General features: G+C 74.3%; 13 protein-coding genes. 5 read left to right on the top strand and 8 right to left on the bottom strand.

Annotated elements, in window-relative coordinates; translation table 11 throughout:
- Positions 1 to 61 precede the first annotated feature (61 nt).
- On the bottom strand, positions 62 to 256 hold the full coding sequence (locus tag ACWCSU_RS08720; RefSeq protein ID WP_449934532.1) for a hypothetical protein: 195 nt from the start codon (positions 254 to 256) through the stop codon (positions 62 to 64).
- A gap of 75 nt (positions 257 to 331) precedes the next feature.
- Between ACWCSU_RS08720 and ACWCSU_RS08715 the strand changes: the two genes are divergently transcribed.
- A complete protein-coding gene (locus ACWCSU_RS08715) occupies positions 332 to 1,381 on the top strand; it encodes a LacI family DNA-binding transcriptional regulator (RefSeq protein ID WP_357701221.1) in 1,050 nt (349 codons plus the stop codon).
- Here the strand turns inward: ACWCSU_RS08715 and ACWCSU_RS08710 are convergent.
- Together ACWCSU_RS08710 and ACWCSU_RS08705 are read right to left on the bottom strand one after the other, a co-directional pair.
- Positions 1,374 to 4,892 carry an AAA family ATPase gene (locus ACWCSU_RS08710; protein ID WP_449934529.1) on the bottom strand — a complete coding sequence of 1,173 codons (3,519 nt, stop codon included), beginning with the start codon at positions 4,890 to 4,892 and terminating at the stop codon, positions 1,374 to 1,376. The two genes, ACWCSU_RS08715 and ACWCSU_RS08710, sit on opposite strands and share 8 nt — an antisense overlap.
- Positions 4,893 to 6,002 carry an exonuclease SbcCD subunit D gene (locus ACWCSU_RS08705; protein WP_357701224.1) on the bottom strand — a complete coding sequence of 370 codons (1,110 nt, stop codon included), beginning with the start codon at positions 6,000 to 6,002 and terminating at the stop codon, positions 4,893 to 4,895.
- 107 nt (positions 6,003 to 6,109) lie between these two features.
- Here ACWCSU_RS08705 and ACWCSU_RS08700 point away from each other — a divergent pair, with 107 nt between their 5' ends.
- Positions 6,110 to 7,603, top strand: a complete 1,494-nt coding sequence (locus tag ACWCSU_RS08700) for an alpha/beta hydrolase family protein (protein ID WP_357701226.1) — start codon at positions 6,110 to 6,112, stop codon at positions 7,601 to 7,603.
- Here the strand turns inward: ACWCSU_RS08700 and ACWCSU_RS08695 are convergent.
- Together ACWCSU_RS08695 and ACWCSU_RS08690 are read right to left on the bottom strand one after the other, a co-directional pair.
- Positions 7,576 to 8,493, bottom strand: a complete 918-nt coding sequence (locus ACWCSU_RS08695; protein WP_449934526.1) for an alpha/beta hydrolase — start codon at positions 8,491 to 8,493, stop codon at positions 7,576 to 7,578. The two genes, ACWCSU_RS08700 and ACWCSU_RS08695, sit on opposite strands and share 28 nt — an antisense overlap.
- 1 nt (position 8,494) lies before the next feature.
- On the bottom strand, positions 8,495 to 9,370 hold the full coding sequence (locus tag ACWCSU_RS08690; RefSeq protein ID WP_449934524.1) for an enoyl-CoA hydratase-related protein: 876 nt from the start codon (positions 9,368 to 9,370) through the stop codon (positions 8,495 to 8,497).
- A gap of 138 nt (positions 9,371 to 9,508) precedes the next feature.
- Here ACWCSU_RS08690 and ACWCSU_RS08685 point away from each other — a divergent pair, with 138 nt between their 5' ends.
- Together ACWCSU_RS08685 and ACWCSU_RS08680 are read left to right on the top strand one after the other, a co-directional pair.
- Positions 9,509 to 11,026: an LCP family protein gene (locus tag ACWCSU_RS08685; RefSeq protein WP_449934522.1), complete on the top strand. Its 1,518-nt coding sequence runs from the start codon at positions 9,509 to 9,511 to the stop codon at positions 11,024 to 11,026.
- Between the two features lie 76 nt (positions 11,027 to 11,102).
- Positions 11,103 to 11,375 carry a hypothetical protein gene (locus ACWCSU_RS08680; RefSeq protein WP_449934520.1) on the top strand — a complete coding sequence of 91 codons (273 nt, stop codon included), beginning with the start codon at positions 11,103 to 11,105 and terminating at the stop codon, positions 11,373 to 11,375.
- Here the strand turns inward: ACWCSU_RS08680 and ACWCSU_RS08675 are convergent.
- The gene (locus tag ACWCSU_RS08675) at positions 11,361 to 12,242 is read right to left on the bottom strand and encodes an alpha/beta fold hydrolase (RefSeq protein ID WP_357701236.1); all 882 of its coding nucleotides are present in this window, start codon (positions 12,240 to 12,242) and stop codon (positions 11,361 to 11,363) included. The two genes, ACWCSU_RS08680 and ACWCSU_RS08675, sit on opposite strands and share 15 nt — an antisense overlap.
- 103 nt (positions 12,243 to 12,345) lie before the next feature.
- On the opposite strand from ACWCSU_RS08675, the gene ACWCSU_RS08670 reads away from it, so the two are divergent.
- Positions 12,346 to 13,320 (top strand): BtrH N-terminal domain-containing protein, encoded by a 975-nt coding sequence (locus ACWCSU_RS08670; protein WP_449934518.1) that lies wholly within the window; start codon positions 12,346 to 12,348, stop codon positions 13,318 to 13,320.
- Between the two features lie 28 nt (positions 13,321 to 13,348).
- On the opposite strand, the gene ACWCSU_RS08665 is transcribed toward ACWCSU_RS08670, so the two are convergent.
- Together ACWCSU_RS08665 and ACWCSU_RS08660 are read right to left on the bottom strand one after the other, a co-directional pair.
- Entirely contained in the window at positions 13,349 to 14,023 is a 675-nt protein-coding gene (locus ACWCSU_RS08665) for a class I SAM-dependent methyltransferase (RefSeq protein WP_449934516.1), read from the bottom strand.
- On the bottom strand, positions 14,020 to 15,024 hold the full coding sequence (locus ACWCSU_RS08660) for an enolase C-terminal domain-like protein (protein WP_357701241.1): 1,005 nt from the start codon (positions 15,022 to 15,024) through the stop codon (positions 14,020 to 14,022). The genes ACWCSU_RS08665 and ACWCSU_RS08660 overlap by 4 nt, the downstream gene beginning before the upstream one ends.

Here is a 15,024-nt window from a genome sequence, read left to right as displayed (position 1 = left end):
CGGAGGCGGAGCGACTGGTGGGTGGGCATATCGGGGGTGCCCGGGGTGCACGAGCAGGGCGTCACGCCTCGCCGTATCGGGCGGGTGGGCAGGTGGGGTCGAGGCGGTCGGCGGTGCGGCGCAGCGAGTGTGCGAGCCGGGCCCGTACGGCGACCCGTTCCGGACCCCGTCTGCGCGGCGCCCCCGGCAGGGCCGCGTCGAGCGAGTCGCGGAACCCCATCGCCGTCCGGTGCGCGAGAACCTGCATGGCATCCATGTCTCTCCTCCTTAATCAATTAAGACCTTAATCAATTAAGAACGCACCGGCAAGGCCGTTCGATACGGTTGGACGATGGCAAGGGTCACCCTGCAGACGATCGCCGACAGGCTCGGCGTGTCCCGCGCCACCGTGTCGTACGCCTTCTCCCGGCCCGACCAGCTCAGCGACGGGCTGCGGCGGCGCATCCTGGAGGTGGCCGACGAACTCGGCTACGCGGGCCCCAACCCGACGGCGCGCTCGCTCCGGCTCGGCCGCGCCGGCGCGCTCGGCCTGCTGTTCAGCGAGACGCTGGCCTACGCCTTCGCCGACCCGTACGCGCTCGGGTTCTTCCGGGGGCTCGCCACGGCGGCCGAGGAGGCGGGCGTCGGCCTGCTCATCCTGCCGCTGCCGCACGGCGACCGGCGCAGCGACACCGTGCGTGACGCGGTGGTCGACGCGTTCTGCGTGGTCTCGCTGCCCGACGGCCATCCGGCGCTGGCCGAGGTGCTGGCCAGGAAGCTGCCCGTCGTCGTGGTGGACGAGCCGTACGTGCCCGGCCACCCCTTCGTCGGCATCGACGAGCCCGCCGCCGGGGCCGCCGCCGCCGCGCACGTGCTCGGCCTCGGGCACCGGCGGGTCGCGGTGGCGATGGTCGGCCTGCACGACGACGGCCACACCGGCTGGGCCGACCGCGCCCGCCAGGAGGGCGCGGTGTTCGCGGCGATGCGCGCCCGGCGCGGCGGCTACCAGGCCGCCTGCGAGCAGGCCGGCCTCGACTGGGACGACGTGCCCTGCTACGAGGTCGCCAGGAACTCGCGGGAGGCGGGCAGGAAGGCCGGCCACGCGCTGCTGCGGCTGGACCCCCGCCCCACGGCGATCCTGACCAACACCGACGTGCTCGCCCTCGGCGTTCTCGACGCCGCCGCCGACCTGGGCCTCGACGTGCCGGGCGAGTTGTCGGTCGTCGGGTTCTCCGACAGCGCGGCCGAGGAGGCGGGGCTCACCACGATCCGGCAGGCCAAGCAGGAGATCGGGGAGGCGGCCGGGCGGCTGCTGCTGTCGGGGGCCGCGGCCCGGCCGGAGCGGCGGCTGTTCCCGTACGAGCTGATCGTGCGGGCCTCGACCGCGCCGCCGGCTAGCTGACCAGTGTCGAGCCTCTGCGGGTCTTGCCCACCTTGAGCTGCACGGGGATGCGCGTGCGCAGCTCGCCGACGTGGCTGACGATGCCGACCGCGCGGCCGCCGTCGCGCAGCCCGTCGAGGATGTCGAGCACGTCGTCGAGGGTGTCCTCGTCGAGGGTGCCGAAGCCCTCGTCCACGAACAGCGTGCCGACCTCCGCGCCGCCCGCCTCGGCCGTGACCACGTCGGCCAGGCCGAGCGCGAGCGCGAGCGAGGTGATGAAGCTCTCGCCGCCCGACAGGGTCGCCGGGTCGCGGTCGACGCCGGTCCAGGCGTCGGCCACCTTCAGGCCCAGCCCGCCGCCCGAACGCGCCCGCGATCCGGCGGTCTTGCGCAGGTCGTGCCGGAGCAGGTAGCGGCCGGACGACATGTGGTCGAGGCGTTCGTTGGCGGCGTCGACGACCTGCCTGAGCCGCTCCCCCAGCACGAACGACGTCAGGCTCATGTTCCACTGGTTGTCGCCGGACGTGCCCGAGGCCAGCGCCGCCATGCGTTCGGCCAGCCGGTGCCGCTCGGCCGCGGGGCGCCACCGCTCGATGCGCGCCGCCAGCTCCTCGCGCAGCTCGGCGAGGCGTCCGGCCCTGGCCACCGCCCGGTCGCGCTCGCTGGCCAGCCGCGTGTACGCCTCCTCCGCCGTGTCCCGCTCGGCCCCGGCCGCCGCCAGGTCCGGCTCGGGCTCGGCGGCGGCGGCGACCAGCTCGGGGTCGGCCAGCAGGGCGGTGACGGCGGCGTGCTGGTCGTCCAGCCGCCGCAGCAGCTCCGCCCTGCCCTCCCGGTCGGCCGGGCTCCGGTACGCCTCCTCCGCCTCCCGCGCGTCGGCGAACCCGGCCTCGGCCGCCGCCCGCTCGGCCGCCTCGACGGCGGAGTCGAGTTCGCCGGCCGCCGCGACCGACGCCCTGGTGGCCTCCAGCGCCTCCCGCAACAGCTCGGCCTCGTCGTGGAGCCTGGACAGGCGGGCCGTCAGGGTCGGGTCTCCGCCCCGGGCCGCGTCGAGCCGTGCCGTCAGCCGCCCGGCGTCGCCGCTCAACTCCTCCTGCCTGGTGCGTCCGGCCGCCAGCCGCGCCGTGACGCGCCGACCCTGTTCCTCCAGCTCGGCACGTTCGCGGCCGAGCGCGGCCACCTCGGCCGCCGCGCCCGGTTCCTTGGCCGCCACCGCCGCCAGCCGCCGCAGCTCCTCCTCGGCTGCCCTCAGCACCCGCACCCCGTCGACCTCGGAACCCGTGTCGGCGTCGGCCGCCCCGGGCCCGTCCGCCGCGAGGGGGCCGTCCGGCTGGGAGGGGTGGAGGGTCTGGGCGAGCCGGGTGTGCAGCCGGGTGCGCTCGGCGGTGAGCCGGGTGCGATGGGCGTGGTGGGCGGCGAGCGCCTCGGCGATCTCCCTGGCCTGGTCTCTGACGTGGTCGCGCTCGCCTTCGAGGCGGTCGAGCGCGTCGGCGAGGACGGGCTCCCGGTCGGCGACCGACCGCAGCCGGGCCAGCTCCCGCTCGGCCGCGAGCACGCGTTCGGAGGCGGAGTCGGCGGACAGCCCCTCGGTGGCCTCCGAGGCGTCGGCGATACGGGACTCGATCGAGGCCAGAGCGCGCTCGGCGGCCTCCCGGTCGGCCGCGGCCGACTCGTGGGCGATCTCGGCAGCGTGCTCGTCCTCGGGCGAGGGGGCGCTGGGGGCCGGTGAGGCGGGCATGGGGTGGTGCTCGGAGCCGCAGACCGCGCACGGACGCCCGTCGGCCAGGTCGCGGGCCAGCTCCGCCGCCATGCCGTCGATCCTGGCCTGGCGCAGGTCGAGCCAGCGTTCGCGGGTCTCCTGGGCGCGGTCGACCAGGGCCTGGTGGGCGGCGGCGGCCGACTCCAGCTCGGCGGCCAGGGCGTCGCGGCGGTGCGCGGCCTCCAGGGCGGAACGGGCGGCGTCGAGCTGCGCGGCGGCGGCGGGGACGGCCGCCGCCTCGGCGCGTACCTCGGCCAGGGCGGCGCTCGCCTCGGCCAGCCGGGCGGGGAGCTCGGCCTCGGCGGCCGACACCTCGGCCTCGCGCCGCGCCAGCGTTTCGAGCTCGCCGGCCAGGGCGGTGAGCTCGCGGTCGACGTCGATCAGGTCGGCGGCGGCGTCGCGTACGGCCTGGGCCGCCGGGATGCGCGCCGCGGCCACCCGCGCGCCGGCGAGCCTGCCCTCGGCCTCCTCGATCAGCCCCGGCAGGACGCCGAGCCGCGCGGCCACGGCCTCGTCGGCTCCGACCAGCTCGGCCAGCTCCTGCTCCACCCGCAGCAGGTCGCGCCGGACGACCGACAGCCGGGCCTCCTCGGTGAGCAGCTCGGACAACCGGGCCGGCTCGGCCCGCCGCTCCCGTTCCAGGCTCTCCAGCTCCTCCACCGACGGCTCCCCGCCGCCCGCGGGCCCGCCGTCGCGCCGGGCCGGTGGGGTGAGGAGGTGGCGGGCGCGGGCCAGGGCGTCGGCGACCATGGCGCGGGCCTTGGCGGCGGCCTCGGCGCGCTGCCCGGCGGCCGTGACCAGCGGGAGCACCCGGTCGGCGCGGACGGCGTCGTCGAGGACGGCCTGGAGGTCGGCGCGTTCGTCGGCGCGCTCGTCGAGGGTGCGGCGCAGGGTCAGGGCCTCGGCGTGGCGGCGCCGGCGTTCGGCGAGGGCGGCGGCCTGCTCGAACCGCGACCGCGCCGCCCGCGCGGCCTCGCCCGCGGCGGCGTGCCGCTCCTCGCACCGGTGGACGACGGCCCGCGCCGCGTCGAGCAGCGCGCCCGCCCACGCGAGCGGATCGTCGTCCGCCGACGGCGGCCCGCCGACGGCGAGCACGTCGAAGAGGGCGGGGCCGGCGGCCTCTTCCAGGCGCTTGACGGCGAAGGCCACCTCCCGCCCCAGCTCCTGCTCCTCTCGCCCCGTGGCCCGCCGCAGCTCGGCCAGCCACGACTCGGCCTGGGTGAACACCTTGACGGTGAACAGCCGCTCCAGCAGCCGGGAGCGGTCGTCGCCGTCGGCGCGCAGGAACTTGGCGAAGTCGCCCTGCGGCAGCATCACCACCTGGCAGAACTGCTCGGCGTTCATCCCGAGCAGCCCGCCCACCAGGTCGCCCGCCTCGTCGAGCCGGGTCGTGAGCCCCTGCCAGGCCGACCCGTGGCGCTCCTCGACGACGACCTTGGCCTTCTCCTCGGTGAACCCGGCGCCGCGCAACTTGGGACGCTGCCACGACGGCGACCGCCGGATGCGCAGCGACCGGCCCCGGATCGAGACCTCCAGCGTCACCGACGGCCCGGTGCCGGCGGGCGCGTGGTCGCAGCGCAGGCTGCGGGCGCTGTTGCGCTGGCCGGGCACGACGCCGTAGAGGGCGAAGCAGAGCGCGTCGAGGATCGTGGTCTTGCCCGCCCCGGTGGGCCCGTGGATGAGGAACAGGCCGGCCTCGGTCAGGGCGTCGAAGTCGACCGTCTCGGTGCCGGGGAAGGAGCCGAAGGCGGTGAGGGAGAGCCGGTGGGGTCGCATCTACGCCATCACCTCCTTCACCCGCGACGCCTCGATCGCCCGTCTGAGCAGGTCTTCCTCCTCGGGCGCGGCGGGCTCGCCGCGCACCTCGCGGACGAAGTCGAGGGCGACCTCCGCCTCGGGCCGCCCGCTGACCTTCACCGGCCCGGCGGCCGGCGCGGCGCCCACCGGCTCGAAGGACAGGGCGAGGGCGTGCGGGAAGCGGGCGCGCAGCCGGTCCATGGCCTGCTTGGGACGGACGGCGTCGGTCAGGGTGATCTGCAGCCAGTGGTCTTCGTAGGAGGCGAAGGCGGGCTGCGTGAGCAGGTCGTCGAGGTCGCCGCGGAGCCGCCCGACCGGCCGGGGCACGGGCGCGGGCACGAACTCCGCGCCCGACCCGAGTGTGACCAGCCAGCAGCCCTTGACGTGGCCGGTCTCGGAGAAGGAGTAGGCCAGCGGGGAGCCGGAGTAGCGGACGGTCTCGGACATGCGCTGGCGGCCGTGCAGGTGGCCGAGCGCGACGTAGTCGACGCCGTCGAAGGCCGACAGGGGCACGTGGGAGACGCCGCCCACGCTGATGTCGCGCTCGCTGTCGCTGGCCTGCCCGCCGGTCACGAAGCAGTGGGCCAGCACGACGGCGGCCCGATGGCGTACGGCGTCGGCGCGGACGCGGCTCATCGCGTGGGAGAGCGCGGCGGTGTGGCCGCGGTCGGGCAGCTGCCAGGGGGCGCGCACCAGCTCCGGTTCCAGGTAGGGGATGCCGTAGAAGGCGACGTCGCCGACCAGCACCGGCTCCCACGACCGGTCGGGCTCGGTGCGGACGTGCACCCCCGAGGACTCGAACAGCGCCGACCCGAACCCCAGCCGCAGCGCCGAGTCGTGGTTGCCGCTGATCAGCACCACCCGCGCCCCGGCGGCGCGCAGGCGGGCGAGCGCGTCGGAGAGCAGGGCCACCGCGTCGACCGGCGGCAGGGCGCGGTCGTAGACGTCGCCGGAGACGGCCACGACGTCGACCCGCTCGGCGCGCACCGTCTCCACCAGGTGGTCCACGAACGCGGCCTGCGCCCCGAGCAGGCTCTCCCGATGGAAGGAGCGCCCGAGGTGCCAGTCGGAGGTGTGCAGGATCCGCATGTCGCAGGAAGCTAACATCTCTCACCGACAAATGCGGCCCCTCCCGTCACAGAAGCCGGGAGTAGGCTGGATGATCGGCGGGCAAACCAACGCACATGGGGAGGCCGATGCGCACGGGCCGTGGCACCTTGAGCGTCGCCGCCGGCCTGGTGCTGGTGGCTCTTGCGTCAGTCGGTTACGTGCTGCCGCCCGCGTTCGACCCGCCGCCCCTGAAGGCGGACCCGGCGTTCGCGGCGATCCCGGCGCAACCGGCGGACGAGCTGCGCCCGGTGGTCTCCGCCGACCCCGTGCGGCGGGAGGAGATCTCGCTGCCGGCCGAGGGCCAGCGTCTGGAGGGCACCTTACGCGTGCCGCTCACGCCCGGCCCGCACCCGGCGATGGTGTTCGTGTCGGGATCGGGCAACGGGTCGCGGACGGAGTTCACGCCGCAGGCGGAGTTCCTGGCCAGGGCGGGCGTGGCGACGATCGCGTTCGACAAGCGCACGGTCGGCTACGACTTCCGGGAACGCGACTTCGGCCTGCTCGCCGACGACGCGCTGCGCATGGTGGAGTACCTGCGCACCCGGCCGGAGGTGGACGCCGCGCGCGTCGGGCTGTGGGGGGTCAGCGAGGGCGGCTGGGTCGTCCCGATCGCGGCGGCCAAGAGCGCGGCGGTGGGCTTCACGGTGCTGGTCTCCTCGCCGAACGTCTCGCCGCTGCGGCAGGTCGCCTGGGCCCTGAACGAGCAGCTGGTACGGCTGCACGCCCCCATCGGCGCCCGTGACCTGCTGACCAGGGCGATGGGCGGCGTCGGCTTCAACTTCCTGCGCTACGACGCGATGCCCGCCTTACGGCAGGTCAGGCAGCCGGTCCTGGCGTTCTACGGCACGACCGACCCCTCGATCCCCTTCGTGGAGTCCACCAGGGCGCTGGTCACGGCGCTCACCGAGGCGGGCAACGACCGGTACACGATCCGTTTCATGGACCAGGGCGACCACGCGATGCGGGTCAACGGCGGCCCGTTCACCAGGGGTTACCTGGAGACCCTGGCCAACTGGATCACCGGCCTGCCCGCCACCGCCAGGCCGTCCGTGCACATGGCGGGCAGCACGCCGGTCCAGCGGTTCGAGGCCAGCGACGTGCCCGCGGCCCCCTGGTACGCCGGCGGCACGATGCTCGGGCTGACCATCTGCCTGGCCGCCGTCGGGTACGTGGCGGGCCCGGTGGCGGCGATGGTCGTCCGGCTGCGCGGCCACGGCAGGCCGCCCGTGGAGACCAACGCCCGGTTGTGGCCGCCGATCCGGCGCAGGCTGCGCAGGATGGCGTGGACGGGCCTCGGCCTGCTGGCGTCGGTCGTGGCGTTCATCACGCTGCTGGTGCTGTTCTCGGTGAACCAGGCGGGCGCCTGGCCGGCCGTGCTGGCGGGCTGGCTGGTGGTCCGCGTGCTGGCCGTGCTCATGCTGGTCCAGGAGGTCACGGCGGTGGCCGCGTACGTGTCGGCGCTGCGCGAGGGCATGCAGCCGACCCGGTGGCAGTACGTGGCGATCGGCGGCGTGCTCGGCGGCACCGGGCTGCTGCTGGTGGCGGCGGCCTACTACGGCCTGTTCGCGTTCCCCTGGTAGGCGTTCATCCAGCGGTCCAGCTCGGCGAAGACCTGCTTGCGCGCGGGCTCGGCCGACAGCACCAGGTCGTGCAGGCCGTCCTGGATCCGCACGCAGGTGACGTGGGGGCCGATCGAGGTGGCCCAGCGGGCCATGTGGGCGGGGTCGAGCACGATGTCGGCCGAGCGCGCCTCGGGCACGAAGTCGCGGACCCGCAGGCCGGTCGAGGAGGCCAGGACGAGCACCGGCACGTCCACCGCCAGCCCCCGGTGCAGCCGCCGCTGGGCCCGCCGGACGGCGGCCAGCCACATGCCGTGCACGGAGAACCCGACCAGCGGCTTGAGCTCCAGGTCGTAGTCCCATTCGCCCTGCTCGGTGCGGTGCAGGCTCTGGCCGTAGGCGGTGCTGACGCCCAGGGGCAGCGGGCGGCGGACGTAGGACATCGGGGTCTTGAGCAGGTCGGCGGCCAGCCGGAGCGGGGCGGGCACGTTGAGGTCGAGGAACGGGCTGTTGAGCACGAGCCCCTGCACCAGCCCCCGGCCGCGGACGCGGTCGGCCCACAGCGCGGCGATCAGGCCGCCGGTGGAGTGGGCGTTGACGGTCAGCTCGTCGTGGTCGCGGCGGATGAGGCGGACTGCCTCGTCGATCTCGGGGAAGTAGTCGGTGATGCTCCTGATCAGCCCCCTGGTCTGGTGCGGGAGCAGTGAGCGGCCGTACTTGCGCAGGTCGAGGGCGTAGAAGTCGATGCCGCGCTGGACGTAGTAATCGGCCAGGTGGTCCTGGAAGAAGTAGTCGGTGAACCCGTGGACGTAGAGCACCGCCCTGCGCGAACCGGCCTTCCTGGCGATCAGGGTCGCGACGACCTCGCCCTCGAAGTCGGGCTGCATGGGGAGAACGGTGATCTCGTACATATCAGACAGAATATGGATTGTCCGGCCATGAGGGGATGCCGGGCGGAAGGTCGGTGCTTACCTTCATCGGGAAGTCGGCCTGACGCTTCTCCAGGAACGCCGTCACCCCCTCCACCGTGTCGGCCGCGCCGCCGAGTTCGGCCATGAGCCTGGAGTCGGCCGCGTGCGCCTCCCACGGCGAGGCCGCCGACAGGCCCGACCACATCAGCCTGCGCACGGCGGCGACGGAGACGGCCGAGGTGTTGCCGGCGATCTCGCGGCCCAGCGCGTACGCGGCGGGCAGCAGCTCGTCGTCGGGCAGCACCCGTGACACCAGGCGGCCCTCCAGCGCCTCGGCGGCGGGGAAGATCCGGCCGGTCACGGCCCACTCCATGGCCCGGGAGATGCCGACCACCCGGGGCAGGAACCAGCTCGACGCCGCCTCGGTGACGATGCCGCGCCGGGCGAACACGAACCCGAACCTGGCGCTCTCGGCGGCCAGCCGCACGTCCATGGGCAGTGTCATCGTGACGCCCACGCCCACCGCCGGGCCGTTGATCGCGGCGATGACGGGCTTGAGCGAGGCGGCGATCCGCAGCGCGACCGTGCCGCCGCCGTCGCGCGGCGCGCCGTCGACCAGCTCGGCCTTCTCCCCATGGCCGGGCGCCCGGTGGTCGAAGGTGTCGCCGCCGCCGCTCAGGTCGGCCCCGGCGCAGAAGGCGCGTCCGGCCCCCGTGACCACCACCGCGCGCACGTCGTCGTCGGCGTCGGCGAGGTCGAACGCGCTGATCAGCTCGGCGCGCATGGTCAAGGTGAACGCGTTGAGCCGCTCGGGGCGAGACAGTGTGATGGTGGCGACGCGATCGGCCACGTGGTACTCGATCTCGGAGAAGGCCATGACCCGAATCTTATTCGGTTACCGATGTTCACCCTCCGATAAAGACATATTTCGCATCCAATGCGTAGGCTGCCCGCGCTGTTCGTGCCTGCGGGTTACGGTGGACTTCGGGGAAACGGGGATGGCGTGCAGGATGGCATGCAGGGCAGGAGACCGGTGAGCGCGGCGGCGGTCCTCGGCTGGCTGGCGCTCTCGGCGCTGGCGCCCGGGGCCGCCCATCTGCGCGCCGGCCGGCGCCGGACCGGCCTGATCCTGCTCTCGTGCTACGTCGCCGGGCTGTTCGCACTGCTGGCGGTGGCCCTGACGACCGACAACCTGCTGGGCTCGCTGACCCAGGACTCGTGGCTGACCGCGATCGTCGTCGGGGCCGTGTCGCTGGGCGTCGCCTGGTTCGTCGTGATCGTGCACTCCTTCGTGGTGCTGCGTCCCGGACGGCTGCCGCAGAGCGGCCAGATCCTGGCCGGCACGCTGGCCGGGCTGCTCGCCGTCGTGGTGGTGGTGCCGTTCGGGGTGGTCGCGAACAACGTGTGGACCTACCAGAAGACCCTCGGCGACATCTTCACCGGCCCCGAGCCGGTCGAGTCCCCCGTCCAGGCCGGGCAGAAGCCGCCGGAGGACCCGTGGACCGGGCGGGAGCGGGTCAACCTCCTGCTCCTCGGCGGCGACGCCGACGACAACCGCACCGGCGTGCGCACCGACAGCATGAACGTGGCCAGCATCGACGTGAAGTCCGGCAACACCGTGCTGGTCAGCCTGCCGCGCAACCTGGAGAACGTGCGCTTCCGCCCCGGCACGCCCATGGCCCAGCGGTTCCCCGGCGGCTTCCGCCTGCCGGCCGACCCCGGCGGCGGCCGCAGCGACCTGCTCAACAGCGTCTGGGAGTACGCCGACGCCCACCCGGAGATCTTCGGCGGCCGCCGGCACCAGGGCCCGCAGGTGCTCATGGAGACCATCGGCTACACCCTCGGCCTGGAGATCGACTGGTACGCCCTGGTCAACATGTGGGGCTTCGCCCGTCTCATCGACGCCATCGGCGGCATCACCATCACCGTCGAGCAGGACGTCGTGTTCGGCAAGTACAACGAGGGCCTGGTCAAGGCCGGCACCAGGAAGCTCAAGGGCGCCGACGCGATGTGGTACGCCCGCTCGCGCACGTTCAGCGACGACTACACCAGGATGCGGCGGCAGCGCTGCGTGCTCGGCGCGCTGCTGGGCCAGGCCGACCCGGCGACCGTGCTGGCCCGGTTCAACCGGATCGCGCTGGCCGCCAAGGAGCTGATCAGGACCGACATCCCGCGCTCGATGCTGACGAACCTGGTGCCGCTGGCGCTCAAGGTCAAGAACGCGAAGGTGACGAGCCTGCAGTTCGTGCCGCCGCTGATCAGCACCGGTTACCCCGACTGGGACAAGATCCGCGAGCTGACCGCCAAGGCCGTCCGCGACTCGACCGCGGCCACGTCCGCCGTCGCGGCCTCGGCGACCCCTTCGGACGTCGCGGCCTCGGCGCCCCCTTCGGACGTCGCGGCCTCGGCGACCCCGTCGGCCGGCCCGTCGGCGTCGGACGGCACGTCCTCCCCCAAGCCCGGCAAGTCCGCCGAACCGGGGAAGTCCGGGCCGCCGACGAAGGGGCTCACCGAGGGGTGCGGGGCGGGCTGAGTCCGCGCGAGACGCTCCGGAGCCCCGGTCACCGATGGCATCCTGGACGGACCGGCAAATCTGGAGGAGATTCGCGATGTCCCACCCCCTCGGCACGTCACCCGCCATCCGGCACACCCCTCTCGACGCCGACGAGAGAGCGCGGGCCGAGGCCGGCTTCGTCCCCCTGGTGGCCCAGCAGCTCACCGAGAACGGGCGGTTCAGGGTGAGCGCCGACACCCCGGAGCTGGTGGAGGTGTTCCAGGAGGTCGCCCGCAAGGTGGGCGAGCTGCTCGGGCGGCCCGTCGTCAGCTACTCTAACGGCCGGTACATGGTGATCACCTTCGGTCAGGGCTCAACGGGCGGCTGAGGCCGGAAGGCGTTCCAGGAGGGCGCGCAGGATCCGGTGGGGGTGCGTCCACAGCAGGGCGCCGCCGACGCCGGGCACGACGTGCCGCACGGCTCCCGGGATGCGGGCGGTCAGCCCCTCCCCCTGGTCGGGCGAGTGGGTGGCGTCATGCTCGCCGTACCAGACGTCGACCGGCACCGTGATCGACGACAGGTCGATGCCCCAGCGGCCCATCGCCAGGACGGTGTCGCGGGCGTAACCGGCCGGCCCCTGTGCGAACGCCTCCCCCAGCGCCTCGCGGTACCCGTCGGCGAACTCCGGGCCCTGGTAGACGGCCAGGTCGCAGGCGGGGCTGCCGCCCATCACCAGGTCCCACATGGCCTGCGGGGTGAAGCCCGCGAAGACCTGCTCGGCGGCCTGCGGGTCGTGCGTGGACAGCTCCGTCAGCCGCCGCAGCTCGTCGGGCAGCGCGTCGGCGAAGCGCGGGGCGGCCACCTCGTCGGCGGCGGAGACCAGGGCCAGCGCGCCGACCACGCCGGCGGCGGCGCAGGCCAGCGCGAACGGCGCGCCCTGCGAGTTGCCGACCATGGCGGGACGCCCGAGGCCCAGACGCCCGGCGAAGACCTCCACGTCGGCGGCGAAGTCCGCGAACGTGCGGCCCGGCGCGGGGGTGGAGGCGCCCAGCCCGGGCCGGTCGAGGGAGATCAGGCGCACGCCGAGGTCGCCGGGCGCCGCCGCGCCCATGCCGAGCCGGCGGCTCGTGGCGGCCCCCGGGGAGAGCAGGACCGGCGTCCCGTCCGCCGGCCCCCATTCGGCCCAGCCCAGCAGCCGGCCGCCGGGCAGCCGTTCCGCGCCGGTGCGGGCAGGGCGTTCGATCAACGTGGTCATGCGCCCATCATCGCGTGAGCACCTCGGGGGGCATCCACCGGTTTTCCGGGCGCGCCGGAGCCGCCGACGGGTGAATCCGCAGGTCATCCGGCACACTTGGCTTGTGCTCATCGATCTGGTCCCGCCCTTTGAAGGGCGTCACTGCGAGACGACCACCGCCGGCACCCTGCTGCGGCACGCGGGCGTGGAGTTGTCTGAGTCGATGCTGTTCGGGCTGGGCGAGGGGCTGAGCTTCGTCTACTGGGACAGCGGCTCGCTGGACGTCCCGCTGATCGGCGGCCGGGTCAAGCCGCACGCGATCACCGAGAAGCTGGCCTCGGCGCTCGGGTTCACGCTGGACACGCAGGAGACGTCCTCCCCCATCACGGCCTGGTCGAACGTACGCCGCCACCTCGACGAGGGCACCCCCGTCGGGCTCCGGCTCGACTGCTACCACCTCGACTACATCAGGACGCCCTACCACTTCGGCGGCCACTACGTCGCGATGGTCGGCTACGACGAGGGCCACGCCCACCTCGTGGACACCGCCCAGCAGGGCACCCGCAACCAGGTGCCGCTCGACTCGCTCGAACGCGCCCGCGCGGCGACCGGGCCGATGACGGCGCACAACCTGTCGTACACGGTGGGGCCGTGCGCCGAGCCCGACCTGCCGTACGCCATCAAGGAGGCCGTCCGGTCCACCGCCGCCGCCTTCCTCAACCCGGCGATGAGGAACGTCGGCTACCGGGGCATCGAGCAGGCCGCCGCGCTCGTCCCCACCTGGCTGGAACGCGGGCCGACCGCGCAGCTCACGCGTACGGCCAACCTCATGGAGCGGGGCGGCACCGGCGGCGCGTTCTTCCGCAACCTCTACACCGAGTTCCTGGCCGAGGCCCAGACGATCGCGCCCGGCAAGGCCCTGGAGACGGCCTGCCAGGCGTACATGGCGCTGGCGCCCAAGTGGAGCCAGGTGGCGGACCTGCTGGCCCAGGCCGGGGAGACGGGCCGGCAGCAGCCGCTCGACGAGGCCGGGTCGCTGCTGTACGACCTGGCCGAACGCGAGCGGCTGGCGATGGAGACGCTGTACGAGGTGTCCTGAGAATCCCGCCGGACGCTCAGGACGCGGGTCAGCGGGGGCGGCGGAAGGTGGCGCGCCAGCGGTGGCGACCGCCGTCGCGCAGGTCCTCGATCCGCTCCGCCGTCAGCCCGCCGGTCGCGAACGCCGCTATCTCCGACGGCGTCAGCGGCCACGGCGGGCCGCCGACCGGGCCGCCGTGCTCGCGGCCCGACGCGATCACCAGCAGCGTGCCCCCGGGACGGACGAACGCGGCGACGCTCTCGGTGGCGGGGGCGTGCAGCGCCTCGGGCAGGGCCTGCACCGTCATGATCTCCACGACCAGGTCGAAGGCGTGCCGCCAGTCGGCGGGCGGGTCGAGCAGGTCGGCGGTGACGTACTCGACGGCACTGTCCGGGAAACGCTCGCGGGCCAGGCGCACGGCCGACTCGCTGACGTCGAAGGCGACCGTCGCGTAACCGAGGGCGGCCACGTGCTCGGCGTCGTCGCCCAGGCCCGCGCCCACCACGAGCGCCCGCCCGTCGCCGGGCTTCCGGTCGGCGGCCCACTCCACGAGCAGGAAGTGCGGGGTACGCGTGTCCCACGGCACGATCGCGTCGCCGGTCGCCGACTCGGCGTAGAGGCGCTCGAACCAGCCGGTCGGATCGCCGTCCGCGAGCGACCGGGCGGCCAGCCGCCGGGCGTCGGAGTCGGGGTCGGAGTCGGCGGCGGGGTCAGGGGCGGTCATGCGTGGAACGACTCCTTGGCGAGGCGGCTCAGGCGGCTCTCGTCGATCGTGTGGCCCAGGCCGGGCTGGGTGAGCGGGACGGCGATGACGCCCGCGTTCGCGCCGACCAGCGGCGTGACGATCTGGTTCTGCTTGGGCGGCTGGGTGACGTCGCACGGCAGCGTGCAGCCCGGCAGGCTCGCGACCGCCACCGTGGCCGCCCTGGCCAGGCCCGCTCCCTGACCGCCCGTGCACTGGATGTCCCAGCCCGCGGCGGCGGCGCGGTCGTGCGCCCGGCGGGCCTCCGAGAGCGACGGGAAGGCGGTGGGCCGCAGCAGGAGGACCCTGGCGGCGCGCAGGGTCAGGTAGTCGTCCAGCTCCGCGGTCGAGCGCACCTCGACGGCGACCGAGGCGGACACGTCGTCCTGCAGCGCGGCGTGCGCGTGGACGTCGCCGAGCGGGAAGGGCCGCTCGATGACCTCAAGGCCGTAGGAGTCGAGGGCGACGAGCTGACCGAGGTCGGAGTAGGCGTTGCCGCCGTCGACGGCCAGGGTCAGCGCGGGGTAGGCCTGCCGCACCGCGCGTACGGGCTCGACGTCCCAGCCGGGCCTGATGTCGAGGGTGACGTGCCCGTAACCGGCGCAGACCTGCTGGTTGACGCGGGCGACCAGGCTCTCGACGGACGGGTCGGGCGCCAGCCGCACGGTGGCCATCACCGAGGTTCGGGTGCCGCCGATGGCGTGCGCGAGCGGCACGCCGCGCATCCTGGTCCACAGGTCCCAGCAGGCCATGTCGACGGCCGGGTCGCCGCTCGGCACGGCGTCGGGGTGCTCCCAGTCGACGCCGATCAGCAGCGCGGCCAGTGACTCCTCCAGCCGCGACCAGGCTTTGGGCTCGGGTGAGACGGCCTCGCCCCAGCCGGTCATGCCGCCGTGGTCGGTGAGCTTGACGAGCAGGCTCTCCGTCCTCGCGCCGTACGGCAGGACCAGCCGGAAGACCTCCAGCTCCCGCACTCGCGGCAT

Source organism: Nonomuraea sp. NPDC001699 (genome assembly GCF_053596455.1).
Note: the sequence above shows the minus strand (reverse complement) of the source record. Positions and strands in the feature narration are given on the sequence as shown.

Bases quoted from the DNA above. Each gene is read 5' to 3' on its own strand.
- ACWCSU_RS08665 (WP_449934516.1), bottom strand. From the start codon at position 14,023: ATGACCGCCCCTGACCCCGCCGCCGACTCCGACCCCGACTCCGACGCC.
- ACWCSU_RS08715 (WP_357701221.1), top strand. From the start codon at position 332: ATGGCAAGGGTCACCCTGCAGACGATCGCCGACAGGCTCGGCGTGTCC.
- ACWCSU_RS08660 (WP_357701241.1), bottom strand. From the start codon at position 15,024: ATGCCGCGAGTGCGGGAGCTGGAGGTCTTCCGGCTGGTCCTGCCGTAC.
- ACWCSU_RS08710 (WP_449934529.1), bottom strand. From the start codon at position 4,892: ATGCGACCCCACCGGCTCTCCCTCACCGCCTTCGGCTCCTTCCCCGGC.
- ACWCSU_RS08690 (WP_449934524.1), bottom strand. From the start codon at position 9,370: ATGGCCTTCTCCGAGATCGAGTACCACGTGGCCGATCGCGTCGCCACC.
- ACWCSU_RS08705 (WP_357701224.1), bottom strand. From the start codon at position 6,002: ATGCGGATCCTGCACACCTCCGACTGGCACCTCGGGCGCTCCTTCCAT.
- ACWCSU_RS08695 (WP_449934526.1), bottom strand. From the start codon at position 8,493: ATGTACGAGATCACCGTTCTCCCCATGCAGCCCGACTTCGAGGGCGAG.
- ACWCSU_RS08720 (WP_449934532.1), bottom strand. From the start codon at position 256: ATGGATGCCATGCAGGTTCTCGCGCACCGGACGGCGATGGGGTTCCGC.
- ACWCSU_RS08685 (WP_449934522.1), top strand. From the start codon at position 9,509: ATGCAGGGCAGGAGACCGGTGAGCGCGGCGGCGGTCCTCGGCTGGCTG.
- ACWCSU_RS08680 (WP_449934520.1), top strand. From the start codon at position 11,103: ATGTCCCACCCCCTCGGCACGTCACCCGCCATCCGGCACACCCCTCTC.
- ACWCSU_RS08700 (WP_357701226.1), top strand. From the start codon at position 6,110: ATGCGCACGGGCCGTGGCACCTTGAGCGTCGCCGCCGGCCTGGTGCTG.
- ACWCSU_RS08675 (WP_357701236.1), bottom strand. From the start codon at position 12,242: ATGACCACGTTGATCGAACGCCCTGCCCGCACCGGCGCGGAACGGCTG.